Source organism: Erwinia sp. L03-1 (assembly GCF_058686115.1).
The window spans coordinates 4,011,539-4,036,497 of record NZ_CM178762.1 but is presented as its reverse complement, the minus strand read 5'-3'; the positions used below and the strand labels follow the sequence as shown (position 1 = coordinate 4,036,497).

The window sequence follows — 24,959 nt, the reverse complement described above, 5'->3', positions numbered from 1 at the left end:
AAAATGGAGATAAGGTCATGGATAATCGCCAAAATTCGAATATTGACCCGGGCTTTTGTATTGCTCAGCACCCCGGGACTCTGGCATTTCAGACACAGCAGTTATTCCAGGGAAGGAATCAGGAGCTTGCGGATTTTTTTATGCACATTAATAATGGCACCCAATGGGTAAAACCTGGGCAAATGTTAATAATTGCGGACCCTAAAAATCAGAATCAATCTTATCAGTTAAAAAAACTCTACGATGCTAAAAAGAAGGTGGATAGTTCTCTTGCAACGGCAGATTTGTCGACGGCTACTTTCTTAAATGCTAACTATGGTACCATCGCAGCACTTACTTTTTTTATGGATAAAACAATTGGGATCGTTAGCGATGCGGCAGAAAGACATTTTTATCAGGTTGAAAAAACTTTGAAGCAAATAGAGTTAACTTATCAGAACCAGTTTAGAACACAAGGTTCTCTGATCAGTCAGCAGTTTTTCGCAGAACGAGCGAGGCTATTCAACATTTTAAATCAACACTTGGGGAAGATCTCAAAATTAGCTCTTAAAATGCGTCCGTATAACGATCTGAAAAAAGCTTTGAATCTGTCAAGTCGATCAATTGTACATGACTGGCAGTCATCCGGGGTAGGAGCTATTAAAGGTTATTCCTCTTACATAGATAGGGCTTCATCCGCAGCAAAGTATATGAAGCTGGGAGGATGGATCGCAATTGGCTTTTCGGGTCTGAATACAACAAATGAAGTTCATCATGCTTGTACTACTGGGCGGGAAAGCCAATGTAATAAGGTTGCGGTAAGAGAATACAGTAAGTTTGGAACCAGCACTGCTGCTAGTATTTATGGTGGAGCCCTTGGAGGATTAGGGGCAACTGCTTTATGTGTAGCAATTGGAGTACCCACGGGAGGATTAGGTACGCTTGCATGTGGTATAATCGGTGGAGTTGCTGTGGGAACAGCTTCAGGAGCTGTTGCTGAAAAAGGAACTGATTACCTTATGGATTTAATTTTATGAGTACAGAACATTTGTTTTTCTTCATAGTGCTGTTTCTTTTCTTAATTTCTATTTCTGCCACAATTGTTTCCTATTTTTCTTATAAAAAAAACTTAAGTAGATATGAGTTGTTTTTAGAGAATTATCAGCAGGCTGGCCTGTTTGTTGATACTGTAACCACTCTGGCGTCGAATCTTGGTTTTGTTTTCTTTTATTTTAAGATCGTCTTTTTTATTCGTCTGCTGCGCAGGAAAAAAATGTATTCTAAAAAAGGAGTGTTAGTAGATGAAAGGTGCTATCACTATATGCAGTCACTACCTAAGAATGAAATTGCATGGATGTGGGAATGGCGACGTAATTACTTCATACAAAGTTCATTTTTCATAATGGCAATGCTTATGGCTTATATTCATAGTGTTATATACCATTATTAATGATATGCAAAAATTGGAATGGAAAATTTAAGCAGGTGTGGGCTTTAATATTTACAATATCAAAATTTTAATCTCTCTTATAAATCTAATCATATTTTTAAAATTATTTATCGATTAACTCATAATAAAAATTTAGATTTAATATTTAACCTCTGGTTTTAGAGGTGTAATGCAAAAAGGTTCATTATGATAAAGTTTGTGCTGCTATTTTTTGCGTTGACTTCCTCTTTTATATGCTATCCAGCATCATCAGTTTCTACCATTATTTTTTAAGAGTAGCTGGGTTGTAAGCAAAGTGGATATCAACAATCTTACGGAAAGGACCTTAAGTTATCAATCCAATGATGATCGCTTAGTTGGTCGGTATATAAGTTTTGATACGAACTCCATCACATCAAATTTACCTGAAACAATTAATTGTCAACAGCCTCAGTATAAATCAACAATAAGTTCGATTGATAGTTTAATTCATGAAGCGATGGGGGGCGCTGACTCAGCCAGTGCCAAAGCTTATGACCTGGAGGTCGATGGCAAGAAAAATATTCCGGTCTTGAATCTCAGCTGTCATGTTGGTAGCTTTGGTGGAGGCGATACCGGAAAAAATTCATGGATTGGTTTCCCAGATAATAAAAAAATGCTGGTTAACTGGTTCGATGGGACCATTCTGACGCTTGTGCCGGTGAGTAGTAATGCAAAACCTGAACCATCATTCTCTTGCGCAAAAGCTTATACACCAACTGAAAAAACAATCTGTTCAGATTATAACCTTTCTTCCTTCGATAAAAGTGTCAATAAAGCATGGAAGTCTGCTCAGCATGGCGCCATTTCTGTTGGCGACCGGGCACTGGAGGAGAAAATCAAAAATTCTCAAAAAGCCTGGATAAAGACACGTAATTCTTGTGAGACAGATAAAGAATGTCTTAATAAAAGCATGGTTGAAAGGCTCAATGTTCTATTTTCAATAACAGACGGGCAGTAAAGTTAATGCCATTGTCTTCTTTATTGCGTTTAAAAATTATAACCGTACTCATGGTGTTTTTAATGAAAACGATCGCCTATCTGGTTTTATCTTTTTCTTTAATCAGTTCATCAGCTCTGGCAGATACAGTTCTAAAGATTTCAGGTGCCCCGGCTACCAGTAATGCTATAACAGAAAAAGCAGAGAGCAATGGACTTTCAAATGTTGAACTTGATTCAAAGCAGACTTTTGATGTCGTTAGTGATGGGTCTAAATTAGGGACTCTGGTGCAGGGAAGAGGCTGGATGAGAGATATTCATCCAGTTTGTTTTGTAGCCTGGTCAACCAATAATAAGGATGTTGATTTCTTTAAAACAACCATTGGAGTAGATGATTGGGAGACGGCTGACTGTGATAAGATTGACGCGGTTGGTTTAATATCTAAACCTGAAGAAAGTGATACGAAAATCGCAGTTGTCTATTCTGTTGATACCAGAGGGCAGGCATCGCATAACTATGTTATTTTCGGTTTAAGAAATAAAAATGAACTGTTTTATGACTTAAGAACAACAGCTCGCTTTGAAAACTCATACGTAAATACTATCTCTGAATTAAGGAAAAAATACCAGGTAGAATAAAGTTTCGTTCTTGGGATTAAAGTACGATAGCCTGCTTTTGATATATCATCTGGGTAGGCTGCTATAGTATTTTTGAAATCGAGACGGGCTTTTTTAAAGCTCTTAAAGTAATTATGGCTAATGTGGAAATAAATCTCAGGGCACTGGTGTTACATTGAGAAGTAGGCTTTGAATAAACTGTATTAGTAATCATTCTGCATAATGAATAAAAGAACATATACTTTGCTTTAGCCAGGGTTTATTTGTATAAGGATGATTTTTATAGTGAGATAAGGGTAATGAAAAATATTATAATTACTACAGCGCTTTTAGCTTTCATATTGGGCTGGTCCTCATTTTCGAGTGCAGATAATGTGTCAGTTTTCAATGGGAAAACCCTTCAGGGCGTATGGCAGATCCAGGAAGTACATATTAATAGCCTTCAGACGTACAGACCAGATATCATTACTAACGATCCTACATTGGTTGGAAGAACAATCGCCTTCACTAAGAATGATATATCTGGAGATATTTTAGTTTCCAGGGGGTGCGGAAAACCTGAATACGCCTATTCGAATGCGATGAAATTTGACGAGCTGATTAAGAAAACATCTGGCTCTGACGGCAGCAGCATAGATAAAATCAGTGCCAAAAGTTATGGTTTCTCGTTCGCCGGAGATACAGTCGTTCAACCTGTCACTGTGTCATGCAGTCAGGGAATATTAGGCCCCAGAGGTCACGCAGTTGATAACTGGCTTGTGGAAACTGATAACAATACGATGATTACTAACTGGGATAGCGACTCTTATCTCACATTGAAAAAACTATCAAATAATCCTCAACCTGACCCGGGTTTTACGTGTGCGAGTAACAACAACGATGCCGAAAGAGCAATATGTGCCTCATATGAACTTTCTTCGTGGGATCGCAGTGTCAGCGATGCGTATAAAACAGTCCTTAAGCAGATAATAAATATCGGCGATAATGTTGAGACAAATGTCAGTAAGTTAAAAGCCGCGCAATTATCCTGGCTCCATGAGCGAAACAGATGTGCATCAGACAGTCAATGTCTCAAAAGCACCATGCGCAAACGTACCGAGTCACTGGTTGATCAGGCCAAATAATCTCTGGCGAAGTAACGCGCCACCCACACATCAACCTAATATCAATCATAAAACCCCAGGCGTAGTAAATGAATAAATGGCTGCTGATAATCCTGATGGCGCTTTCCTTAAATGCCAGCGCACTCACTCTGCTAACGCCGGAAAACAGTAAACCTTACGCCAATGCCGTCCGTGAGGAAGCCGCTAAATATTCTGTTAGCAATGGCGTGCCGCTGGATAAACAAAGCTTTTCGATTACCTCAGAGGGGAAAAAGTTAGGCGTGTTTATTTCAGGCCATGGCCAAAGCGAACAGGGTGCAGGGATCTGTTTTGCAACCTGGCGTGCTCAGCAAGGCCGGTTAACCACGGTTATCCCCACTATAGGTAAAGAAAACTGGCAGGGGCAGACCTGCAAGCGAACCCTGGCGGTTGGCGTTCTTTCTGAGGAGAACCCTGCGGAGATTAAGATCGGCGTAATTTATGAGGTGATTGCCTCTGGCGCTAACGCCTTTGCATCAGCGATCTTTTCCGTTGATAAAGCGAAGAGAACATTAAGCCTTGATCGGGATCTAACGTCCGGGATCGGATCGCAACATATCGCCAACCTTGCAGGTCTTAAACAATGGTACCAGGGTCATAAGCCACCAGAAGCGACTGCGCGTTTTAACGTGGTGCAACAGGTACAAAAAGCAGTTGAAGAGCAGAAGCTGGTTAAGGACCCTGCCTGCGTTGAGTACCAGCAGGCCAAAGATGGCGAGCCCGGTTTAACGCTTGTTGATGTGATGGAAAAGCACGGCGGCCACTGCCCCGGTGACATTCAGATTAAGCACCGCCTCTTCAGCATTTATGTCGATAACGTAACCCATCAAATGCTCACAGATAAAGATGACCCGGAAGAAGGGACCTTCAGCCTGCTGCCCGATATAAAGTAGAACACCGAATGAATAAATTAGTGTGACTTCTGCTGGCAAATACGACCTTTACCTCTCCCCAACGCTAATCAAGGGAGAGTCTGTTAATCCGCTTTTAGCGTTCAAACTCCACCCGTTTTCTGCTGGCTGTTAAAACGGGCGCGGCTTGAACGCCGAACGTCCTTCATCCCTATGGATGCTATTGGGACTCCCTCTAACGCAGGAATCCGTTATGCGATTTACGATAATAGCGACCAAATCTGGTCAGCAGCCGCCGCAGAGCAGCTGTGACTTTCTGCCGCCCGGCGGCACTATTGGCCGCGGTGCCGATAATAATCTGGTACTGCCGGACGACGACCGCACGATTTCCCGCCTGCAGGCGATTGTGCATATCACCGCCGATGGCGAATGCCGCATTACTAATCGCGGCACCGTGACGCTGGTACACCTTAATGATATTCCGCTGGAGCGCGGGCGTCAGGTCGAGCTACAGGACGGCGATATCCTGATCATTGATGATTATCGCCTGCAGGTAAGTGACCTCAACAGCGGGGCGCAGCCGGTTGCCGCTGCGGCTGTTGCGCGTCCTGCCGCGTCGATGGCTCGTCCTGCTGACACGTCGTCGGCTCGTCCTGCCGCCGCGTCGTCGGATCGCCCTGCTGCGCCAGTGGCTCAGCCTGCGCCGCCCGCAGAGGCGAAAGAAAATTCCCCAGCCGCGATCCCCAGCGAGATTTGGGAGAGCCTGGCGCAGGAGTTTTCCATTACCGACAGCCTGTCTAATCGCAGCAAACCCGCGCGTAGCAGCGCTAACCCGCTGACGGAAGGGCCGGCGCCCGAACGTAACCCTGTCGATCCGCTTGCGCAGTTTGCCAGCGGATCGGATGCGCTGAACTTTGATCGTCGTAACCCGACGCCGGACTCACTGTTTAACAACGACGAGCTGTTTAAGCAGGAGAGCATTTTCAACGACAGCACGCCCAGCACATTGCTTCAGCAGCAGGCGACAAAGCCGACCCCGTCAGGAAAGGATAAGGATGAAGTGGATCCGCTGGCGCTATTCGGGGGGGGAAGCGCTGCCGCGAAGGTCAACAGCGACGATCCGCTGGGGCTGATGATGGGTAATGCCGTGCCGCTTACGCCGCTGGACGAGCAGCCTGGCGATGCAGCTTACGCTGATTCGCCGCTGTCTGATGATTCGCCGCGTCCTGCTGCTTACGCTGATTCGCCGCTGTTTGATGATTCGCCGCGTCCTGCTGCTTACGCTGATTCACCGCTGTTTGATGAGTCACCGCGTCCTGTTGCTTACGCTGATTCACCGCGCCCTGCTGCTTCGCCGTCCGGGCAGCCCAGTCTGGCGTCGGAACCAGCGGCTTCTCAGGCTGAACGCTCGTCCGCCGATCGACCGGCTGACCCGACTGATGAATCGCCGGAGAGCAATCCCTTATCCTCTTTCGATGCGCGGGAAGATGATCTCTCGCGACTCGCCAGCTCGCCGCTGTTTGACGACGAGCCTGCACAGGCCCCGACGCAGCCCGACTACGGCGGCATTACGCTGCCGACGCCGCAGGCCGTGGCGCGCAACACTACGCCGCCGCCGAAGGGACGACTGCGTATCGATCCGGTGTCGAATACGGCCTCATCCTCCAGCGCGGCGGGAACCGGCAGCGGCGAGCTGCTGGACGGCGAACTGATGGATGCGCTTATCAGCGGCATGGGGCTGAACGATCTGCAACCGACCCCGCGCTTCGATCGTGACGCCATGGAGGAGCTGGGGCAGATGCTCGGCATGTTCTCGCAGGGCACGGTGGCGCTGCTCTCTTCGCGCTCGATCCTCAAGCGCGGCGTGAAGGCCGAAATGACGGTGATCCTCGACGAGGCCAACAACCCGTTCAAGCTGCTGCCGTCGGGCAAGTCAGTATTGATGCAGATGTTTGGCAGCCGGATGCCGGGCTTTATGCCGCCAAAGCAGTCGGTGCGCGATGCGCTGGTTGATCTGCAGGCGCACCAGCTGGGGATGATCGCCGGGATCCGCGCGATCATCGCCTCAATGCTGCAATCCTTTAACCCGCAGCAGCTGGAGGAGGAGGCGCGTCGGGAAGGGGCCACCTCGCGCCTCTCGCTCCCCAGCAGTCGTAAAGCCGCGCTGTGGGAACACTTCACTAAGCGCTACGGCGAAACCGCCGGAGAAATCGAAGATGACTTCCATACCCTGTTCGGCGAAGCCTTTTTACACGCCTACGATATGGAAGTGAACCAGTACAAAGACTCTCAAATCAGATCGGAAGAATGATGAATATCACCCTTGCCTCCATGTCGAATCAGGGCGACCGCGAAAGCAATCAGGACCAGACCGGGGAGAGCATCGGCGAGCGTTCGGCCTGCTTTGTGGTCTGCGACGGCGTGGCCGGTCTGCCCGGCGGTGACGTCGCGGCTGAACTGGCCCGCAACACCATTCTCGAACGCTTTAACGGCGATGACCACCTCGACGCGCAGTGCATACGCCGCTACGTCAACGATGCCAACCGCGCCATCCGTGAACAGCAGCAGGCGCACAGCGAATATAAGCGCATGGGCACCACCATGGTCAGCCTGTTTATCGATCGCGACTTTGAGCTGGCCTACTGGGCGCATGCGGGCGACAGCCGCCTGTATCTCTTTCGTCGGGGCTATCTCTATCACGTCACCACCGATCACAGCCTGGTGCAGCAGATGAAAGATGCCGGGCACCAGACCGAAGGTATTAACGGCAACCTGCTCTATTTTGCCCTCGGCATGGGCGATAAAGAGCGTGATGCCAGCTACAGCGACGTGGTGCCGATTGAAGACGGCGACGCGTTTTTGCTCTGCACCGACGGTTTCTGGCACGGGCTGTCGCAGCAGCATATGCAGCAGTCGCTGCATATGGTTAACACGCCCGATGAGTGGCTGACGCTGATGCAGGAGGTTATCCGTAAGAATGACCAGGCGTCAGGGGCCAGTCAGGATAACTACAGCGCCGTCGCCGTCTGGGTTGGCGACCCGCAGGATACGACGCTGCTGCATTCGCTTTCGGAAGCAGCCCAGTTTCTTCCCCTTCGTGATTAAAATAAGGCCTTCAAGGACTCCTATGAAATATTGGCTATCAGGTGCGCTCTCCCTGCTTATCGCGTCCAGCGCCTGGGCGCAGGATTATCGCGTGGTCTCTTCCCCCTCGCTTAAGCTGGATATCTGGATCGACAACATCAAAAGCAACGCGCCCTCCAGCTGGTGCGCCAGCGAACTGCCGCTGCGCATTGTGGCAAACGGCGAGAAAAACCCCAGCGTTATGAATACGTTTCTGCCGCGCGTCGGCAGCCTGCTGGCCAATCAGTGCGCTAAGCTGAGCGTTATCCACTGGCAGATGAACGACAGCACCGGCAAATCGCTGGCGAAGGGCAGCGCCCTGAAAGCGCACCGCTGGGCAGTACAGGTTGATCCTGCCGCCACGGCCAGCGCTACCTCCGGCGGAACGGCAGCCAGCGCCACTCAGGCCGCGACGGCCGGCGGGGCGGCGGGCAACGCCAGTCAGGCAGTGACCACCGGCGGCGCAGCAACCGCGCCGACCAACACCCACCCCGGCAGCACGACGCCAGCGACGCAGACGCCCGAAGCGCCTGCCGCCCCCCCGGTGGTCGCCGCTGAGGATCTCTCCCCGCCTGCCGACACGACGCCCTGGGTGCAGTTCAGCCTGATGGACGGCTGCCACTTCCGTACCTGGTGGCGCAGCGGCCAGACCAGCGCGCTGTTTGTCCCGGCGAAAGGGGGCGTAACCTGCGGCAGCGACGGCTGGCTGAGCGGCGCGAGCGAGATTTCGCAAAGCGGCAGGGGCGGCCCCCGCACGCTGCATATGACTTTTCTACAGGGATTCCCGGTCGCCGGGCTGAACGCGAAAGCGCTGGGCCGCGACCTGCAAATCACCACCGTGAATAACGAGCGAATGGTGCTGAGCGATGAGAAATCTCCCCAGAGCTGGATGCTGGTGCCCTGGGCGCCGGAGCTGAACGGCTGGAAAGTGAACGGCACGGTGGTGGTGCAGATTACCCGGAGCGAAGCCGACGACGACAGCGCCCTGAAGGCGCGCCTTAACGAAGTGCGTAAGGTCTGGTCGCCCTACCTGAGTAACGGCGGCTCGCTGACTATCCGCCTGGTCACGGCGCTACACCCGCAGCTGAAGGATCCGGCCGCCGGTGCATTCCGCACGCTCAACTAGTTCCCGCCCGTCTGAGGAAAGAACATGAATTCTCTGCATCAACTGATGGCCGGACGCACGCTGGCCGAGACCCTGGCGCGCGTGGAAGCCGATATCAAAAGCCGCCCGGCCGACGCCGATCTGCGCGCCGCCTTTGTTCAGCTGCTTTGCCTGGCGGGTAACTGGTCACGCGCGCAGATCCAGCTGAAATCCTGGCGGGCGCTTAAGCCGCAGGCGCTGCCTACCGTCACCCTGCTGGAGCAGGCGGTAGCGGGCGAAATAACGCGTGCGGCGGTGTTTGCCGGGCAGGCAACGCCGCGTATGCCGGGGGAGGCGTTTGGCTGGGCCGCGCAGCTGCTGGCCGCTCTCCGGGCGGATGCCGCCGGGGAGACAGAGCAGGCGGCAACCCTGCGCGCCGGAGCCTTTGATGCCGCACAGGTAAACCCATGCAGCGTTCAGAAGGAGGGGGATGAGCAGGCGCAGGCGGTGGAGTGGCTGATCGACGGCGATGGCCGTCTGGGGCCGATCTGCGAGCTGATCGTCAAGGGGCACTACACCTGGCTGCCGTTCAGCGCCATCAGCGAACTGCGCTTCCAGGCACCGACCAGCGTTACCGATCTGGTCTGGCGGCACGTGCTGGTGCGCCTGAGTGACGGCAGCGAAGAGGTGTGTCAGATCCCGGTACGCTATCCCTTCGACAGCGCCGCCGCCGATGCCGTGCGGCTGGCCAGCGTCACCGAATGGCAGCCGCTGGACGCTGACGGCGAGCAGTTTATCGGCCACGGACAGAAAACCTGGCTGAGCGCCGACGCTGACTTTGCCCTGCTGGGGCTGGAGCTGATCGCCTTTAGCGCCGCTGACGAGGCGCTATGAGTAACGACTTCGACCTGAACGGACAGCAGGGTAGCGATGCGCTGCGCGGCGGCTACCGCTTTCGCAACCGGCAGGATGCGCTAAACGCCCGCGATAAAATGCAGCCTTCGCTGCTGGATCGGCTGACCGATGACGCCCCGGATAAGCAGCAGGAGGCGGCCAGCAGCACGGTTATCTCCCACAGCGCGCTGCGGCGCAACGTCCTGCGGGATCTGCAGTGGCTGTTTAACTGCATCAACAATGAGGCCCAGCAGGATCTGACCCCGTTCCCTCAGGTTCAGCGCTCCACCTGGAACTTCGGTGTTTCACCCCTGGCCGGGCAGCGCATGTCAGATATTGAGTGGGGCGACATTCAGCGCAAGCTGACCCGTTCCATCCTCGACTTCGAGCCGCGCATCCTGCCCGCCGGGCTCCAGGTACGCTGCGTGTCGGACACCCGTTCGCTGAATCTGCATAACGTGCTGTCGATTGAGATTAAAGGGCGGCTGTGGTGCGTGCCTTATCCGCTGGAGTTCCTGTTCCGCACCGATGTCGATCTGGAAAACGGTCATTTTGAGCTTAAAGACGTAGGGTAATCATGGACAGCAAACTGCTCGACTATTACAACCGTGAACTGGCTTATCTGCGCGAAATGGGCGCGGAGTTCGCCGAGCGCTACCCCAAGGTGGCTGGCCGCCTGGGAATGCGCGGCATTGAGGTGGCCGACCCCTATGTGGAGCGGCTGATGGAGGGCTTTGCCTTTCTCACCTCACGCGTGCAGCTCAAAATGGACGCCGAGTTCCCGCGCTTCTCGCAGCGTATGCTGGAGATGATTGCCCCTAACTTTCTTGCGCCGACGCCGTCCATGGCCATCGCTGAACTGCATCCCGACGGCAAAAAAGGCGACATCAGCGGCGGCTTCCGGGTGCCGCGCGGCACCATGATGGAGAGCCAGACGCTGAAAAAGAGCGGCGTGACCTGTAGCTACTCGACGGCCCATGAGGTGATGCTCCAGCCGCTGCGCATTGAGCGCGTCGAGCTGGGCGGCGTGCCGGCCGATATTCCGCTGGCGGCGATGGGCCTCAGTCAGCGCGGGGCGGTGAGTGCGCTGCGGATCCGCCTCTCCTGCTATAACCAGGTGGTGCTGAATCAGCTGAGCTTTGACGATCTGATGTTTTTTCTCAGCGGCCCGGATATTCAGGCCCAGCAGCTGCTGGAGCTGATTATGCAGCATACCGTGGGCAGCTTCTGCCAGACCGTAGAGGCGAAGCCAAAGCGCGTGGTGCTGGGGGATGATGCGCTAAAGCAGGAGGGCTTTGCGCCCGAGCAGGCGCTGCTGCCTGACGACCTGCGCAACTTCGACGGCTACCGGCTGCTCCAGGAGTACTTTGCCTTCCCCGCGCGCTTTCAGTTTATCAGCATCAGCCAGCTTAAACCGCTGCTGGCCGCCTGCGGCACGGGCGTCGGGGCGTTTGAAATCGTCCTGCTGCTGGATAAGGCCGACGCCTCGCTGGAGCGGGTGATTGATAAAAGCCATCTGGCGCTGCACTGCACCCCGGTCGTCAATCTGTTTCCCAAAACGGCCGAGCGGCAAAAAATCAGCGACAGCGTGCATGAGTATCATCTGGTGGTCGATAACATCCGCCCGCTGGACTATGAGATTTTCTCGGTGCAGAAGCTCTACGCCACCGGCGAGAAGCAGCGCGACGAACAGGTCTTTCGCCCGTTCTGGAGCACCTTTAGCCGCGATGAAGGCGACTATGGCGCCTACTTCTCGCTGCGGCGTGAACAGCGCACCCTGTCCGAGCACGCCCAGCGCTTCGGGACGCGCACCGGCTACGTCGGTTCCGAGGTGTTCTTGTCGCTGGTCGATGAGCGACATGCCCCCTGGCGTGATGCGCTGCGGCACCTGACCGCCGAGGTGATGTGCACCAGCCGCGATATCCCGCTGATGCTGCTGCAACAGGATCAGGGCAACTTTATGATGCCGGACTCGATCCCGGTGGGCCAGCTGACGCTGCGCAAGGGACCGACGCCGCCGCGCGCCGCGCTGGCGGAAGGCATGGCCACGTGGCGGCTGATCAGCCACCTGCAAATGAACTACCTCAGCCTGATGGACGGCGATGATGGCCAGGGCGCGTCGGCGCTGCGTCAGCTGCTGAGCCTCTATGCCAACCTGGCGGATGCGCCCGTGGCCCGCCAGATCGAGGGTATCCGCCACTGTCAGCTTAAACCCGCCTATCGGCGGGTGCCGGAGCCAGGCCCGATTGTCTTTATGCGCGGCATTGGCATTGAGCTGAGCGTGGACGAGCAGGCCTTCTCCGGCGCAAGCGCATGGCTGCTGGGTAGCGTGCTGGAGCGCGTCTTTTCGCGGCTGGTGGCGATGAACAGCTTTACCGAACTGACGCTGACCAGCCAGCAGCGTGGCGAAGTGGGCTACTGGGCGCCGCGCAGTGGCAAAAGGGCGCTGATATGATCCATTCACTCCAGCGCCTGCCGGATAACTTCTGGCAGAGGGTGACGCGCACCCCCTGGCGCTACGATCTGTTTCAACTCCTGCGCCGGATGGATGCGCAGGGCGGGGAGCGCTATCCGCTGGGCCGCGCGCCGCTGCCGCGCCATGAGCCGCTGCGCATCGGTCAGGAGCCGTCGCTGGCCTTTGCCCCTGCGACGCTGGCCAGCGCCGCGCCGCGCGAGAACAGCCCGCTGCACGACGTCTCCATCTTCAGCTTTGGCCTGTTTGGCCCGAACGGTCCGCTGCCGCTGCATCTGACCGAATATGCCCGCGAGCGCATCTATCACCATCAGGACCACAGCCTGTCGGCCTTTGCCGACCTGTTTCACCATCGCCTGACGCTGCTGTTTTATCGCGCCTGGGCGGATGCACAGCCCACCGTTTCGCTGGACCGCGCCGACGGCCGACACTTTGAGCGCTACCTGGCCAGCCTGATTGGCATGGGCCAGCCGGGGCAGTTAAGCAAAGGCAGCCTGAGCGAACATGCGCGCTATGCGGTGGCGGGCCACCTGACGCGCAACGGTCGCGATGCCGAGGGGCTGGTAAAAATTCTCCGTCACTACTTTAAGGTGCCGGTCACCCTGACTGAAAACGTGCCCCACTGGCTGCCCATCGGTCAGCGCGAACGCGCCAGGCTCAGCGCCGGACGCCATATGCCGCGACTCGGCGAGTCGGCCTTTCTCGGCGTGGCGGTACGCGATGTGCAGCATAAGTTCCGCCTGGCGCTGGGACCGATGTCGCTGGCGGTTTACAACCGCTTTCTGCCCGGTGAGCCCTGGGCAGAGCAGCTGCGCGACTGGGTCAGGCAGTACCTGGGCATCGAGTTTGTCTGGGACGTCCGTTTAATTTTGCAGGCTGAGGACGTCAAGGGGGTCACGCTGGGCGGACCGTCCCGGCTGGGGCTGAGCTGCTGGCTGGGCAAAGCCGCGGTTCCCCAGCCGCGCAGCGAACTGCTTTTCAGCCCGGAACCCGCAGAAAGCGCGGGCGTTTGATCGCGAATAACGCGCACTAAAGCCATTTATTCTGTCAGTCATCTAACTCACTGAGAAAAATCATGTCAGAAATCAGCCGCGCCGTACTGTTCGGCAAACTGGACACGCTGTTATTTACCTCCCTGGAAAGCGCCACCGCCTTTTGTAAACTGCGCGGTAACCCCTATGTTGAGCTGGTGCACTGGCTGCATCAGCTGATGCAGCATCAGGAGGGCGATATACAGCAGCTCATCCGTTACTTTTCACTGGACGAAGACGCGCTGACGCGTGACGTTGTGGCCGCTCTCGACCGCCTGCCGCGCGGGGCCAGCGCGGTCTCGGACCTGTCAGAACATATCGACAGCGCCGTTGAGCGCGCCTGGGTTTACGGTTCGCTGAAGTTTGGCGTACAGCAAATTCGCGGCGGCCACCTGATTATCGGCCTGTTGAAAACCTTCAACCTGGCAAACCTGCTGAAAGGCATCTCCCCGCAGTTTGGCCGCATCAGCGCCGATACGCTGCTGGAGCAGTTCGATACTATCTTCGCCAACAGCAAAGAGGCCCAGTTGGCGGCGGCGGCCCCGGCGGAGAGTGCCGGGGCGGTGCCGCCGCAGAAGGGCACCCTGGCGCAGTATGCGCAGGATCTCACCGCCCGGGCGCGCGAGGGCAAAATCGATCCGGTGGCCGGGCGAGACGAAGAGATCCGCCAGATGGTCGATATTCTGATGCGCCGTCGCCAGAACAATCCGCTGCTGACCGGCGAGGCGGGCGTGGGTAAAACGGCGGTAGTGGAAGGCCTGGCGCTGCGCATTGCCGCCGGCGACGTGCCCGCGCCGCTGCAGGAGGTGCAGCTGTGGCTGCTGGACATCGGTATGCTGCAGGCGGGCGCGGGCATGAAGGGCGAGTTTGAGGCGCGGCTACAGGCGCTGATTAATGAAGTGCAGTCCAGCCCGACGCCGATTGTGCTGTTTATTGACGAGATCCACACGCTGGTTGGCGCGGGCGGACAGCAGGGGACCGGCGATGCGGCTAACCTGCTGAAGCCCGCTCTGGCGCGCGGTCAGCTGCGCACCATCGGCGCGACCACCTGGGCCGAGTACAAAAAATATATCGAAAAGGACCCGGCCCTGACGCGCCGCTTCCAGACCGTGCAGGTGCATGAGCCGGACGAGCAGAAAGCGCTGCTGATGCTGCGCAGCACCGTCAGCGCGCTGGAGAAACACCATCGCGTCCTGCTGTTGGATGAGGCGGTGGCGGCAGCGGTCACGCTCTCCCATCGCTACATTCCCGCGCGTCAGCTGCCGGATAAGGCGGTCGCCCTGCTGGATACCGCCTGCGCCCGCGTCGCGGTCAGCCAGAGCGCGCAGCCGCCGCAGCTGGAAGACTGCGTGCACCGCATTCACGCGCTGGAAATTGAAAAAGAGATTGCCGGGCGCGAAGCCAGAGTGGCAATCGGCGATGCCACGCGCGTGACATCGCTGGATGCGCAGCTGGCGGAACTGGCGACGCAGCGCGACCAGCTGACCGCCCGCTGGCAGCAGGAGCAGGGGCTGGTGGATGAGATTATCGCGCTGCGCGCGCAGCTGCACGCGGACGAAGCGGAAGAGGTCGGGACGCTTCATCAGACGCTGGCCGAACGACAGCAGGCATTGAAGGCCCTGCAGGGAGAAGCGCCGCTGCTGTTTGCCGCCGTGGATGCCAACGTGGTTGCCACGGTGGTGTCGGACTGGACCGGCATTCCGCTGGGACGCATGGTGAAAAACGAAATTGAGGCCGTGCTCAACCTGGCCGATACCCTCAACGAGCGGGTTATCGGCCAGCGTCACGGTCTGGATCTGATTGCTAAACGCGTTCGCACCTCGCGCGCGCGGCTTGACGACCCGAACAAGCCCGTGGGCGTCTTTATGCTGTGCGGCCCGTCCGGCGTGGGTAAAACCGAAACTGCGCTGGCGCTGGCCGAGACGCTGTACGGCGGTGAACAGAACATTATCACCATCAATATGAGTGAGTTCCAGGAAGCTCATACCGTATCAACCCTGAAAGGCGCGCCTCCGGGCTACGTCGGCTACGGCGAAGGAGGGGTACTGACCGAGGCCGTGCGCCGCCGTCCCTACAGCGTGGTACTGCTCGATGAGATCGAAAAGGCGCACCCGGACGTGCATGAGATCTTTTTCCAGGTGTTCGACAAAGGCTGGATGGAGGATGGCGAAGGCCGCCATATCGACTTCCGCAATACCCTGATCATCCTGACCTCCAACGTCGGCACCCAGCTGATTAGCGCGATGTGTGCCGATCCGGAACTGATGCCCGAGCCGGATGCGCTGGCCGCCGCCCTGCGTCCGCCGCTGCTGGAGGTCTTCCCGCCCGCGCTGCTCGGTCGCCTGCTGGTGGTGCCTTACTATCCGCTAAGCGACGAGATGCTGGCCAGCATTGTGCGCCTGCAGCTGAAGCGCATTCAGCGCCGCCTGGAGCAGAATCACGGCATTGTCTCGGAGGTCGACGACAGCGTTATCGCGCAGATCGTCCAGCGCTGCACCGAGGTGGAGTCCGGCGGCCGCATGGTCGATGCCATCCTGACCAATACCCTCCTGCCGCAGATGAGCCAGATATTGCTCACCGCCAGCGCGCAGGACCAACAGTATCGCCATCTGCGCGTCACGCTGCAGCAGGGCGAATTCCAGTGCCAGTTTGAGGCTTAAGGCCCATCACACTCAGAGAGTTGTCCAATATGTCAGAACACGATAATCCGCACGCGGTACCCAACGCTTTGCCGGTGGGCTACCGCTTTAACGAGTTTGAAATCAAGGAAGTGATTGGCGGTGGCGGCTTTGGCATTGTCTACCGCGCCTGGGATCATCAGCTTGAACGCACCATCGCTATCAAGGAGTTTATGCCCGCCTCGCTGGCGGTGCGTAACGATGACCTGACGCTGGTTCTGCGCAGCGATCGCTTCAGCAAAACCTTCCACGCCGGCCTGAACAGCTTTATTCAGGAAGCCCGGCTGCTGGCCCGCTTCAACCATCCGAACCTGCTGCACGTCCTGCGTTTCTGGGTGCAGAACGACACCGCCTACATGGGCACCGCGTTCTATACCGGCACCACGCTCTCTCAGCTGCACAGCCGGCGGCCGGAGATGATCAGCGAAGCCTGGATCCGCAGCCTGCTGCCGCCGCTGTTCGGGGCGATCAATACCATTCATCAGGAGGGGTATCTGCACCGCGATATCTCGCTGGATAACATCCAGATCCAGGAGAATGGCGTACCGGTGCTGCTGGATTTCGGCTCGGCGCGTAAGGCGATCGGTAACCTGTCCGATGAAACGGAAACCATGCTCAAACCCGGCTTCGCGCCGATTGAACAGTACAGCGACGATAACGAAAGCGAGCAGGGTACCTGGACCGATATCTACGCGCTGGGCGCGGTGCTGCATACGCTGATCGTCGGCTCACCGCCGCCGGTGAGCGTGGTGCGCAGCATTGAGGACAGCTACCAGCCGCTGGTGAAGCTGCGTCCGGCGGGCTACTCCCTGCCGCTGCTGAACGCGATTGACCGTGCGCTGGCGCTACAGCCGGAAGATCGTCCGCAGACTGTGGATGCGCTGGCGGCGCTGATGGAGCTGTCACCTACCGATATCAATGAGATCCACGAGGTTAAAGTAAACGGCCCGGGCACCATGCTGGTGCCGGTCGAGGCAGCGGCGGAGGCCTCGCCGCAGGCGACCACGCTAAAACGCTTTATCGTACCGGGACTGATTGCTGCCGGGGTGCTGGTGGGGATCGGCGTGGGGGCGATGATGGCCGGGGGCGGGGGAAGCGATCGGCCGTCTCAGGCTGAGACCACTCAGGCGCAAACCGCGTCTTCTTCCGCCCAGGCGCCCGCTGCGACGCAGCAGCCGACGGAACTGGCAGGCAATGCGGCATCTGCTGAGCAGGCCAGCCAGCCTGCTGAAGCGCCGGTGGCACCGCCACCGCCGGAGCCCGTTGCCCAGGTTTACATTAAGCTGCTGCCGGGCGACAAGGTCGCGATGAACGGTAACCCTCAGGCGCTGGTCCCCTCGCCGAATGGCTTCGCCATGCTGCAACTGCCGCCGGGTGACTACCGTTTCAGCATCAGCAACGAGGGTAAAACCCGCGATCAGCGCATCAGCGTCGATCGTGCAGGCGTATGGCTGCTGGATCCGCAAAGCTAATCACTACCGCGCCCGCGCACCACTGGCGGGCGCGGCCAGTCAGGGAAATCACTATGTTTGATCGTATCACCGTACAGCTGCCCGTCGCGGGCCTGCTGTTCTGGAAACTGAGCGGCAGAGAGGCCCTCTCGCACGCCTTTGAGATAACCGTGGAGCTGCTGAGCACCGATGCGCGCATTGAGCGCAAGGCGCTGCTCGGCCAGCCGCTTACCGTCTCCATCCCCACCCGGGGGCTGACGGGCGGCACCCGCTATCTGAATGGCAAAATCACCCGCATGGCGGTCAGCAGCACCGAGCTGAGCGGCACCCGCTACGCGGTCTACCGCCTGACCATGGAGCCGGACCTGTGGCCGATGAAGCGCGACCGCAACCTGCGTATCTTCCAGAACCAGACCGCGCCGGAGAGCATCAAAACGCTGCTGCGCGAGTACGGTGTGAACGTCGAGGACCGGCTGACCGGCAGCTACCGGGTGTGGGAGTACAGCGTTCAGTATCAGGAGAGCAGCTTTAATTTTATCAGCCGCCTGATGGAGCTGGAGGGCATTTACTACTTCTTCCGCCACGAAGCGGACAAACATACCCTGGTGCTGATGGACAGCGCGCAGCAGCACCAGCCGTTTGCGGGCTACGGGGCCATTCCCTATCACGTCACGCCCTCCGGGGGCAGCACCAGTGAGGAGGGGATAAGCCAGTGGAGCCTGGAGGATAAGGTGACGCCGGGGCTGTACAGCATCGACGACTACGACTTCCGCAAGCCAAACGCGTGGATGTTTCAGGCGCGGCAGAACCCGGCCTCGCCGTCGCCGGGGCAGATAGACGTCTACGACTGGCCGGGACACTTTGTGGACCACGACCACGGCGAGTTCTACGCCCGCATCCGTCAGGAGGGGTGGCAGGTGGAGCACCAGCAGATCGCCGCCCGCGGCACCGCGCTGGGGCTGGCGCCGGGTAACACCTTCACCCTGCTGAACGCGCCCTTCTTCAGCGACAACGGCGAATACCTGACCACCGAAGCGATCTACACCTTTGAAGAGAACCGCTACGCCAGCGGCGACGACAGCAGCACCACCCACAGCATTGCGGTGCAGGTTATTCCGTCGGACATCACCTTCCGCGCTGAACCGCGCACGCCGTGGCCGCGCACCCACGGCCCGCAGACCGCGAAGGTGGTGGGGCCGCAGGGCGAGTCGATCTGGACCGATAAATATGGCCGCATCAAGGTGAAATTTCACTGGGACCGGCTGGCGAAAGGGGACGACACCAGCTCCTGCTGGGTGCGCGTCTCCAGCGCCTGGGCGGGACAGGGCTTCGGCGGGGTGCAGATCCCGCGGGTGGGCGACGAGGTGGTGATCGACTTTATCAACGGGGATCCGGACAGGCCGATTGTCACCGGCCGGGTGTACAACGAAGCGAGCATGCCGCCGTGGGCGCTGCCTGCGGCCGCAACGCAGATGGGTTTTTTGAGCCGGAGTAAGGATGGGCACAGAGAGAGTGCCAATGCATTCCGTTTTGAAGATAAAGCAGGTCATGAACAGGTGTGGATCCATGCGGAAAGAGATATGGATACCGAGATTGAAAATTGTGAAAAGCATAGTGTCGGCGTCGATCGCAGGAAAACCATTGGTCGGGATGAGAAGACAGCTATAAAACGCGATCGGCTGGTTAACGTTGGAGTGAACGCCACCCATAATACCGGAGCAAAACACGTAATTAACGTTGGTGAAAGTCAGACCATGCTGACGATGGATAAGGATGGCAATGCGCTGCTGGAGGCCGCAACCAGTATAAGATTGAAGGTTAAAAATAATTATATTCTTATTTCCCCCTCAGCCATTGAAATTCAGGTGATTGATGGAAATCTTCAGGCGGAAAGTACGGAGGAAGCGTTGTTTAAGGGCGCGGATATCACAAAACTGGGTGGCGGAACGAACGCTGAATTAAAAGCCAGTGACGCTGTAAGTATCACCGGCACCAATACAACAGATCTCAAGGGTGCACTGGTCAAAATAAACAGCTAACGCTTTACGATAAGGATATATCGGCATGGGTAAGCCAGCGGCCAGAGCATTAGTTGATAAGAGTGCTCATACCGGCCCAATACAGTCCGGAAGCCCCAATGTTGTCATTGGCGGTTTTCCCGCAGCCAGAAAGGGCGATCCTATTGGCTGTAGTGAACATGGCAGTGGCATTATCGTTGGTGGATCTGGCAGCGTGCTCGTAAATGGATTGCCGCTGGCCAGATTAGGGGATAACACCCAGTGTAACCCTCCGGGTTCACCTGCCACTCCAGCCTCTGTCGCTGCTCCGCCACAATACTGGGGCGCTTCATTAGCTAAAAAAGCGGGTGAAGACGGCACCCTGACGGGTGCGCTTTTCGACGCCCGTGTACTGGGACTCTACGCCAGTAAAGAAGATAAAGCAGGCGATGGGCGTTACAATACCGCATCTCTTGGGTTCGCCGTTGAAGATCTCACGATGGGGAATATGAAAAGTGACGATCTTTTCAGGGGGGAGCTTCGCAATAAGATAGCTGTTGCAAACGCAACGGGTACGCTTTATGACGGAAACAGCGATATACACGGACTGAATGCTAACGCGACGGGCACTGGCGTACAGTATGGTGGTACTGCCGCAGCCGGAAAACAGGGCACGCTGTATGGCAGTGTAATCGGCGACGTCACCATCGGGACTGCTGAAGCAAAAGCGGTTCTTGAGAGGTATAACGGCAGCAAAGGTCGTTATGGATTCAGTGTTGAGGGTGGTGCTGAAGCCGCAGCCGTGAAGGGAGAGGTGACTGGGAATGTTGATCTGTATGGCGTGATTGTGGCCGATGCTAAAGTTGGTGGAAGTCTGGGAGCGATTGGTGCATCTGCTGGTTTGAGTGCATTTTTAGATGGAAGTGATGATTCTGCAAATCTCAGAATTACTGGTGAGCTGGCAATTGTATTAGGGCTTAAGGGAGATGCAAGTATCAAAATTGCCTATAGACCTATTCATGATTTGTTTTTTAGTAAACGGCAGGAAATGTCCAAAAGTATTGATGGCAAGGATAAAGGAAACGGAAGTATTATGAATGGCTGTGTTACGGTTTTAGTTGGAGATTGATAAATTATGCGTAAGGTTCTAATGAAATGAAAATCATAGCTTTTGTTATTTTCTTGATTGTAACGATAATGTATGTATGGAATGGTCGTGATAATTTTGACAAAAAAATGTGGTTAAAATTTGGCGTAAAATTTGTTCTTTTATTATTTGGGGTTATTATACTAGGTTTCACTCTTAAGTTATTGGTGAGTTTATTCTCTGGTTTCACCAATGAGATGGCGGGAAGGTTGATGATGCAAATTGCACTTTCATTCACCTTTATATTAGGAATGAAATTCCTTGTCGTTATGGCCTGCACGATGTTCAGCCGCATGATGAGTATTCATAAAACCTATAATACCGAAAATTATGGTAAATTATCGTCCCTGTCTAACCGTTTTGCGCCTGGCCTTCTGCTGCTTGCGAAAGTTATTGTATCATTAGGTAGTGCATTGATTTTTTATGGTATCTGGCTGGCATAATCACCCGCGTTTGAGGTATTTCTATGGATTTTGACATTAATTATAGCTTCCCTGTGACCTCTGCGTTCACTAAAGACGAAGTGCAGCAGCATTTCTGGAAGTGTATCTATACCTCCGCAGACAGGGAAATGCTGCATTATTGGGTGGTTTTGCCTCAGAGAGTTCAGCCTGCCGAGCTGCTGCCAGTTGACTTCCCCGAGGTCAGACTGACAAACGTTGGTCGCTATATCACAACGGATACGTCTCCTTATCTGGAGGTCTGGGCAGCGTTTGAACACTGTACATGGGAGATGAATGCCTCTGACTGGCTGTTTAACCGGCTCTCTCTGATGGGAGAGAAGGTGCTCAATCAGCGTATTATTAATAATCCCAATGGAAGTGGCGACTTTGCAGATGTTTTAACAATTAAAAAACATGAGTCTGGTGATGAAGTTATTTCGCGTTATTCCGTTCAAAAGGATTACAACCCCAGGGATAGCGGTGGCAACTACTTCTTGCTGAAAGCCTCCTGTGCCTCCCGGGATTATGCCTCGCTGGCAAATGAAATTTATTTTGTGGTGGCAAGCTGGGACCTACTGCATCGCAGTAACTTAGCGACTGCTGAGCTTTTATCTACGGTAAATATTAAAGAAAATCTCATATTTAAGGTTCCGGCTTCATGGCACGCTAAAGTTATCGCAGAGAACCGGCTGATTATTGAGCATACTATTGACAATATTAATCATGGGGTCATCAATCTGTATTTTTATCCCAGGGATCTCTATAAGTCACCTAATGAAGTATATAATCACTCCGTAGCACGATTTCATCAGAATGATAATTCCGTAACGTTGAAGGCGGGTGAAATGGATATCATCCCCAATGAGATTAATGATGCTTCAGGTTATGTGCTTTATACCTGCACAGGTGAAGTTTATAGCGCCAATGAAAATATGCGCGCCTTCTATCAAATGTATATCTTTACGCAGTCTGATTTATGGTGCTATTTTGAACTGGTCGGAAAGCACAGAAATTATAAGGACTATTATTATGAAACAAACAAACGCTGTCTGGAGCTAGTCCTTTCCACCCTCAACGTCACCCGGTCTTAAAACCCTATTTATACCCGTACTGTTTTCATCTCTGATACTGCTCTCTTTATCTGAACCCGGGCCTGAACCCATTCGGCTCCTTTCACGATCGGCGCATCAGCGTCGATCGTGCAGGCGTATGGCTGCTGGATCCGCAAAGTTAATCACTACCGCGCCCGACCGGTGGGCGCGGCCAGTCAGGGAAATCACTATGTTTGATCGTATCACCGTCCAGCTGCCCGTCGCGGGCCTGCTGTTCTGGAAACTGAGCGGCAGAGAAGCTCTCTCGCACGCCTTCGAGATAACCGTGGAGCTGCTGAGCACCGATGCGCGCATTGAGCGCAAGGCGCTGCTCGGCCAGCCGCTTACCGTCTCCATCCCCACCGGGGGGCTGACGGGCGGCACCCGCTATCTGAATGGCAAAATCACCCGCATGGCGGTCAGCAGCACCGAGCTGAGCGGCACCCGCTACGCGGTCTACCGCCTGACCATGGAGCCGGACCTGTGGCCGATGAAGCGCGACCGCAACCTGCGTATCTTCCAGAACCAGACCGCGCCGGAGAGCATCAAAACGCTGCTGCGTGAGTACGGTGTGAACGTCGAGGACCGGCTGACCGGCAGCTACCGGGTGTGGGAGTACAGCGTTCAGTATCAGGAGAGCAGCTTTAATTTTATCAGCCGCCTGATGGAGCTGGAGGGCATTTACTACTTCTTCCGCCACGAAGCGGACAAACATACCCTGGTGCTGATGGACAGCGCGCAGCAGCACCAGCCGTTTGCGGGCTACGGGGCCATTCCCTATCACGTCACGCCCTCCGGGGGCAGCACCAGTGAGGAGGGGATCAGCCAGTGGAGCCTGGAGGATAAGGTGACGCCGGGGCTGTACAGCATCGACGACTACGACTTCCGCAAGCCAAACGCGTGGATGTTTCAGGCGCGGCAGAACCCGGCCTCGCCGTCGCCGGGGCAGATAGACGTCTACGACTGGCCGGGACACTTTGTGGACCACGACCACGGCGAGTTCTACGCCCGCATCCGTCAGGAGGGGTGGCAGGTGGAGCACCAGCAGATCGCCGCCCGCGGCACCGCGCTGGGGCTGGCGCCGGGTAACACCTTCACCCTGCTGAACGCGCCCTTCTTCAGCGACAACGGCGAATACCTGACCACCGAAGCGATCTACACCTTTGAAGAGAACCGCTACGCCAGCGGCGACGACAGCAGCACCACCCACAGCATTGCGGTGCAGGTGATCCCGTCGGACATCACCTTCCGCGCCGAACCGCGCACGCCGTGGCCGCGCACCCATGGCCCGCAGACCGCGAAGGTGGTGGGGCCGCAGGGCGAGTCGATCTGGACCGATAAATATGGCCGCATCAAGGTGAAATTCCACTGGGACCGGCTGGCGAAAGGGGACGACACCAGCTCCTGCTGGGTGCGCGTCTCCAGCGCCTGGGCGGGACAGGGCTTCGGCGGGGTGCAGATCCCGCGGGTGGGCGACGAGGTGGTGATCGACTTTATCAACGGAGATCCGGACAGGCCGATTGTCACGGGCCGGGTGTACAACGAAGCGAGCATGCCGCCGTGGGCGCTGCCTGCGGCTGCGACGCAGATGGGTTTTTTGAGCCGGAGTAAGGATGGCTCGCCGGACAACGCCAACGCCCTGCGCTTCGAGGATAAAGCGGGGGAGGAGCAGGTGTGGATCCAGGCGCAGAAGAATATGGATACCCAGGTGAAAAACGATGAAACCCATTCTGTAGGCGGTAACCAAAGCATCACCGTTCAGAACAAACTGACCAGCATGGTGTACGGAACCTATGACCAGAGTACGCAGTTTACGCGTAGCGAACTGGTCGGCAGCGACTACGTCATGAAAGCCCAGGGCGGGATAGCGCTGGCATCGGGAAATGGCATCAGCCTGATCTCCGGCGACAGCATGCTGACGCTTAATCCGAACGGCACTATCTCGTTGCAGTGCACTCAGTTTGAGATCAACGCCAGTGGAAAAGGGCAAATCAATACCGGCGGAACCCTGGATTTGAATATTACTCAGCCAGCGAAAACGGAAATTAAGCCCACGCCGTCAGACATCCAGAGCGAAGTAACGAAAAAATTTAATGATAACGGGAGCAGCTCATGAGCGAGCCAATACATTACAGCCTGTCAGAAGGTACGCTGCTGCTGCCCGAAGCGATTCAGGAACAGAGTATCACCCTGCTTAAATTGCCAGAATCCCGTGCGAGCCTGGTAATTACGCGCGCCTGGGACGTAAAACCTGGTCAGGAGGAAGAATATCTCAGGCAGCAGCTGGCAAAAGTGAAACGCGATATGAAAAAATTTTTGGCCGAAGACGCTACAGAAACTTTTTTCGGCGGATTACGCGCTCGTGAAGTGAATATGCGCTTCGAAAACCAGGGCGTACTGGTCATGCAAAAGCTGCTGGTGGTAATGACTGCAACCCATCTGATGGCGCTAACCTTCAGCCGCGCAGCCGGATTTGACCCGGCATCCCTGACCGTCTGGCAGAATATCAAAGAAGGCTTTATTCCAGTCGCAGGTGCGGGGGCGTGATTT

Annotated in this window: 21 protein-coding genes; all 21 read left to right on the top strand. The window is 55.7% G+C overall.

Annotated elements, in window-relative coordinates:
* The first annotated feature begins 17 nt into the window (after positions 1 to 17).
* The 21 genes from AC4PCC_RS18455 (at position 18) to AC4PCC_RS18355 (ending at position 24,956) form a co-directional block, all read left to right on the top strand.
* Positions 18 to 1,016: a hypothetical protein gene (locus tag AC4PCC_RS18455; RefSeq protein ID WP_492125493.1), complete on the top strand. Its 999-nt coding sequence runs from the start codon at positions 18 to 20 to the stop codon at positions 1,014 to 1,016.
* Positions 1,013 to 1,429 carry a hypothetical protein gene (locus AC4PCC_RS18450; protein ID WP_067703786.1) on the top strand — a complete coding sequence of 139 codons (417 nt, stop codon included), beginning with the start codon at positions 1,013 to 1,015 and terminating at the stop codon, positions 1,427 to 1,429. The genes AC4PCC_RS18455 and AC4PCC_RS18450 overlap by 4 nt, the downstream gene beginning before the upstream one ends.
* Before the next feature lie 295 nt (positions 1,430 to 1,724).
* Positions 1,725 to 2,408, top strand: coding sequence for a lysozyme inhibitor LprI family protein (locus tag AC4PCC_RS18445; RefSeq protein ID WP_492125492.1), 684 nt, complete (start codon positions 1,725 to 1,727; stop codon positions 2,406 to 2,408).
* 62 nt (positions 2,409 to 2,470) lie between these two features.
* Positions 2,471 to 3,025 (top strand): hypothetical protein, encoded by a 555-nt coding sequence (locus AC4PCC_RS18440; RefSeq protein ID WP_492125491.1) that lies wholly within the window; start codon positions 2,471 to 2,473, stop codon positions 3,023 to 3,025.
* A gap of 278 nt (positions 3,026 to 3,303) precedes the next feature.
* Entirely contained in the window at positions 3,304 to 4,128 is an 825-nt protein-coding gene (locus tag AC4PCC_RS18435; RefSeq protein ID WP_492125490.1) for a lysozyme inhibitor LprI family protein, read from the top strand.
* A 68-nt stretch (positions 4,129 to 4,196) separates the two neighbouring features.
* A complete protein-coding gene (locus AC4PCC_RS18430) occupies positions 4,197 to 5,039 on the top strand; it encodes a hypothetical protein (protein WP_492125489.1) in 843 nt (280 codons plus the stop codon).
* A 211-nt stretch (positions 5,040 to 5,250) separates the two neighbouring features.
* Complete coding sequence (gene tagH, locus AC4PCC_RS18425; RefSeq protein ID WP_492125488.1) at positions 5,251 to 7,308, top strand: type VI secretion system-associated FHA domain protein TagH; 2,058 nt, start codon at positions 5,251 to 5,253, stop codon at positions 7,306 to 7,308.
* A complete protein-coding gene (locus tag AC4PCC_RS18420) occupies positions 7,308 to 8,102 on the top strand; it encodes a PP2C family protein-serine/threonine phosphatase (protein WP_067704601.1) in 795 nt (264 codons plus the stop codon). The genes tagH and AC4PCC_RS18420 overlap by 1 nt, the downstream gene beginning before the upstream one ends.
* Positions 8,103 to 8,124: 22 nt before the next feature.
* A complete protein-coding gene (locus tag AC4PCC_RS18415) occupies positions 8,125 to 9,246 on the top strand; it encodes a hypothetical protein (RefSeq protein WP_492125487.1) in 1,122 nt (373 codons plus the stop codon).
* A gap of 24 nt (positions 9,247 to 9,270) precedes the next feature.
* Positions 9,271 to 10,098 carry a type VI secretion system accessory protein TagJ gene (locus tag AC4PCC_RS18410; RefSeq protein WP_345830320.1) on the top strand — a complete coding sequence of 276 codons (828 nt, stop codon included), beginning with the start codon at positions 9,271 to 9,273 and terminating at the stop codon, positions 10,096 to 10,098.
* A complete protein-coding gene (gene tssE / locus AC4PCC_RS18405) occupies positions 10,095 to 10,673 on the top strand; it encodes a type VI secretion system baseplate subunit TssE (protein ID WP_067703759.1) in 579 nt (192 codons plus the stop codon). Before AC4PCC_RS18410 ends, tssE begins: the two co-directional genes overlap by 4 nt.
* Before the next feature lie 2 nt (positions 10,674 to 10,675).
* On the top strand, positions 10,676 to 12,553 hold the full coding sequence (gene tssF, locus AC4PCC_RS18400) for a type VI secretion system baseplate subunit TssF (RefSeq protein WP_492125486.1): 1,878 nt from the start codon (positions 10,676 to 10,678) through the stop codon (positions 12,551 to 12,553).
* Entirely contained in the window at positions 12,550 to 13,584 is a 1,035-nt protein-coding gene (gene tssG / locus AC4PCC_RS18395; protein ID WP_067703754.1) for a type VI secretion system baseplate subunit TssG, read from the top strand. Before tssF ends, tssG begins: the two co-directional genes overlap by 4 nt.
* A gap of 62 nt (positions 13,585 to 13,646) precedes the next feature.
* A complete protein-coding gene (gene tssH / locus AC4PCC_RS18390; protein WP_492125485.1) occupies positions 13,647 to 16,262 on the top strand; it encodes a type VI secretion system ATPase TssH in 2,616 nt (871 codons plus the stop codon).
* Positions 16,263 to 16,291: 29 nt separating this feature from the next.
* A complete protein-coding gene (locus AC4PCC_RS18385) occupies positions 16,292 to 17,752 on the top strand; it encodes a serine/threonine protein kinase (RefSeq protein ID WP_492125484.1) in 1,461 nt (486 codons plus the stop codon).
* Between the two features lie 53 nt (positions 17,753 to 17,805).
* Entirely contained in the window at positions 17,806 to 19,770 is a 1,965-nt protein-coding gene (locus AC4PCC_RS18380; protein ID WP_492125483.1) for a type VI secretion system Vgr family protein, read from the top strand.
* 25 nt (positions 19,771 to 19,795) lie between these two features.
* Entirely contained in the window at positions 19,796 to 20,857 is a 1,062-nt protein-coding gene (locus AC4PCC_RS18375) for a PAAR domain-containing protein (RefSeq protein ID WP_492125482.1), read from the top strand.
* 26 nt (positions 20,858 to 20,883) lie between these two features.
* Entirely contained in the window at positions 20,884 to 21,318 is a 435-nt protein-coding gene (locus AC4PCC_RS18370; protein WP_492125481.1) for a hypothetical protein, read from the top strand.
* Positions 21,319 to 21,341: 23 nt separating this feature from the next.
* Positions 21,342 to 22,409: a hypothetical protein gene (locus AC4PCC_RS18365; protein WP_492125480.1), complete on the top strand. Its 1,068-nt coding sequence runs from the start codon at positions 21,342 to 21,344 to the stop codon at positions 22,407 to 22,409.
* Positions 22,410 to 22,599: 190 nt separating this feature from the next.
* Positions 22,600 to 24,525, top strand: coding sequence for a type VI secretion system Vgr family protein (locus AC4PCC_RS18360; RefSeq protein WP_492125479.1), 1,926 nt, complete (start codon positions 22,600 to 22,602; stop codon positions 24,523 to 24,525).
* Positions 24,522 to 24,956 carry a DcrB-related protein gene (locus AC4PCC_RS18355; RefSeq protein ID WP_492125478.1) on the top strand — a complete coding sequence of 145 codons (435 nt, stop codon included), beginning with the start codon at positions 24,522 to 24,524 and terminating at the stop codon, positions 24,954 to 24,956. Before AC4PCC_RS18360 ends, AC4PCC_RS18355 begins: the two co-directional genes overlap by 4 nt.
* Positions 24,957 to 24,959: the final 3 nt, after the last annotated feature.

Excerpts from the sequence above, each read along its gene's own strand:
- AC4PCC_RS18455 (WP_492125493.1), top strand. The coding sequence starts at position 18 with ATGGATAATCGCCAAAATTCGAATATTGACCCGGGCTTTTGTATTGCT.
- AC4PCC_RS18450 (WP_067703786.1), top strand. The coding sequence starts at position 1,013 with ATGAGTACAGAACATTTGTTTTTCTTCATAGTGCTGTTTCTTTTCTTA.
- AC4PCC_RS18440 (WP_492125491.1), top strand. The coding sequence starts at position 2,471 with ATGAAAACGATCGCCTATCTGGTTTTATCTTTTTCTTTAATCAGTTCA.
- AC4PCC_RS18435 (WP_492125490.1), top strand. The coding sequence starts at position 3,304 with ATGAAAAATATTATAATTACTACAGCGCTTTTAGCTTTCATATTGGGC.
- AC4PCC_RS18430 (WP_492125489.1), top strand. The coding sequence starts at position 4,197 with ATGAATAAATGGCTGCTGATAATCCTGATGGCGCTTTCCTTAAATGCC.
- tagH (WP_492125488.1), top strand. The coding sequence starts at position 5,251 with ATGCGATTTACGATAATAGCGACCAAATCTGGTCAGCAGCCGCCGCAG.
- AC4PCC_RS18420 (WP_067704601.1), top strand. The coding sequence starts at position 7,308 with ATGAATATCACCCTTGCCTCCATGTCGAATCAGGGCGACCGCGAAAGC.
- AC4PCC_RS18415 (WP_492125487.1), top strand. The coding sequence starts at position 8,125 with ATGAAATATTGGCTATCAGGTGCGCTCTCCCTGCTTATCGCGTCCAGC.
- AC4PCC_RS18410 (WP_345830320.1), top strand. The coding sequence starts at position 9,271 with ATGAATTCTCTGCATCAACTGATGGCCGGACGCACGCTGGCCGAGACC.
- tssE (WP_067703759.1), top strand. The coding sequence starts at position 10,095 with ATGAGTAACGACTTCGACCTGAACGGACAGCAGGGTAGCGATGCGCTG.
- tssF (WP_492125486.1), top strand. The coding sequence starts at position 10,676 with ATGGACAGCAAACTGCTCGACTATTACAACCGTGAACTGGCTTATCTG.
- tssG (WP_067703754.1), top strand. The coding sequence starts at position 12,550 with ATGATCCATTCACTCCAGCGCCTGCCGGATAACTTCTGGCAGAGGGTG.
- tssH (WP_492125485.1), top strand. The coding sequence starts at position 13,647 with ATGTCAGAAATCAGCCGCGCCGTACTGTTCGGCAAACTGGACACGCTG.
- AC4PCC_RS18385 (WP_492125484.1), top strand. The coding sequence starts at position 16,292 with ATGTCAGAACACGATAATCCGCACGCGGTACCCAACGCTTTGCCGGTG.
- AC4PCC_RS18380 (WP_492125483.1), top strand. The coding sequence starts at position 17,806 with ATGTTTGATCGTATCACCGTACAGCTGCCCGTCGCGGGCCTGCTGTTC.
- AC4PCC_RS18375 (WP_492125482.1), top strand. The coding sequence starts at position 19,796 with ATGGGTAAGCCAGCGGCCAGAGCATTAGTTGATAAGAGTGCTCATACC.
- AC4PCC_RS18370 (WP_492125481.1), top strand. The coding sequence starts at position 20,884 with ATGAAAATCATAGCTTTTGTTATTTTCTTGATTGTAACGATAATGTAT.
- AC4PCC_RS18365 (WP_492125480.1), top strand. The coding sequence starts at position 21,342 with ATGGATTTTGACATTAATTATAGCTTCCCTGTGACCTCTGCGTTCACT.
- AC4PCC_RS18360 (WP_492125479.1), top strand. The coding sequence starts at position 22,600 with ATGTTTGATCGTATCACCGTCCAGCTGCCCGTCGCGGGCCTGCTGTTC.
- AC4PCC_RS18355 (WP_492125478.1), top strand. The coding sequence starts at position 24,522 with ATGAGCGAGCCAATACATTACAGCCTGTCAGAAGGTACGCTGCTGCTG.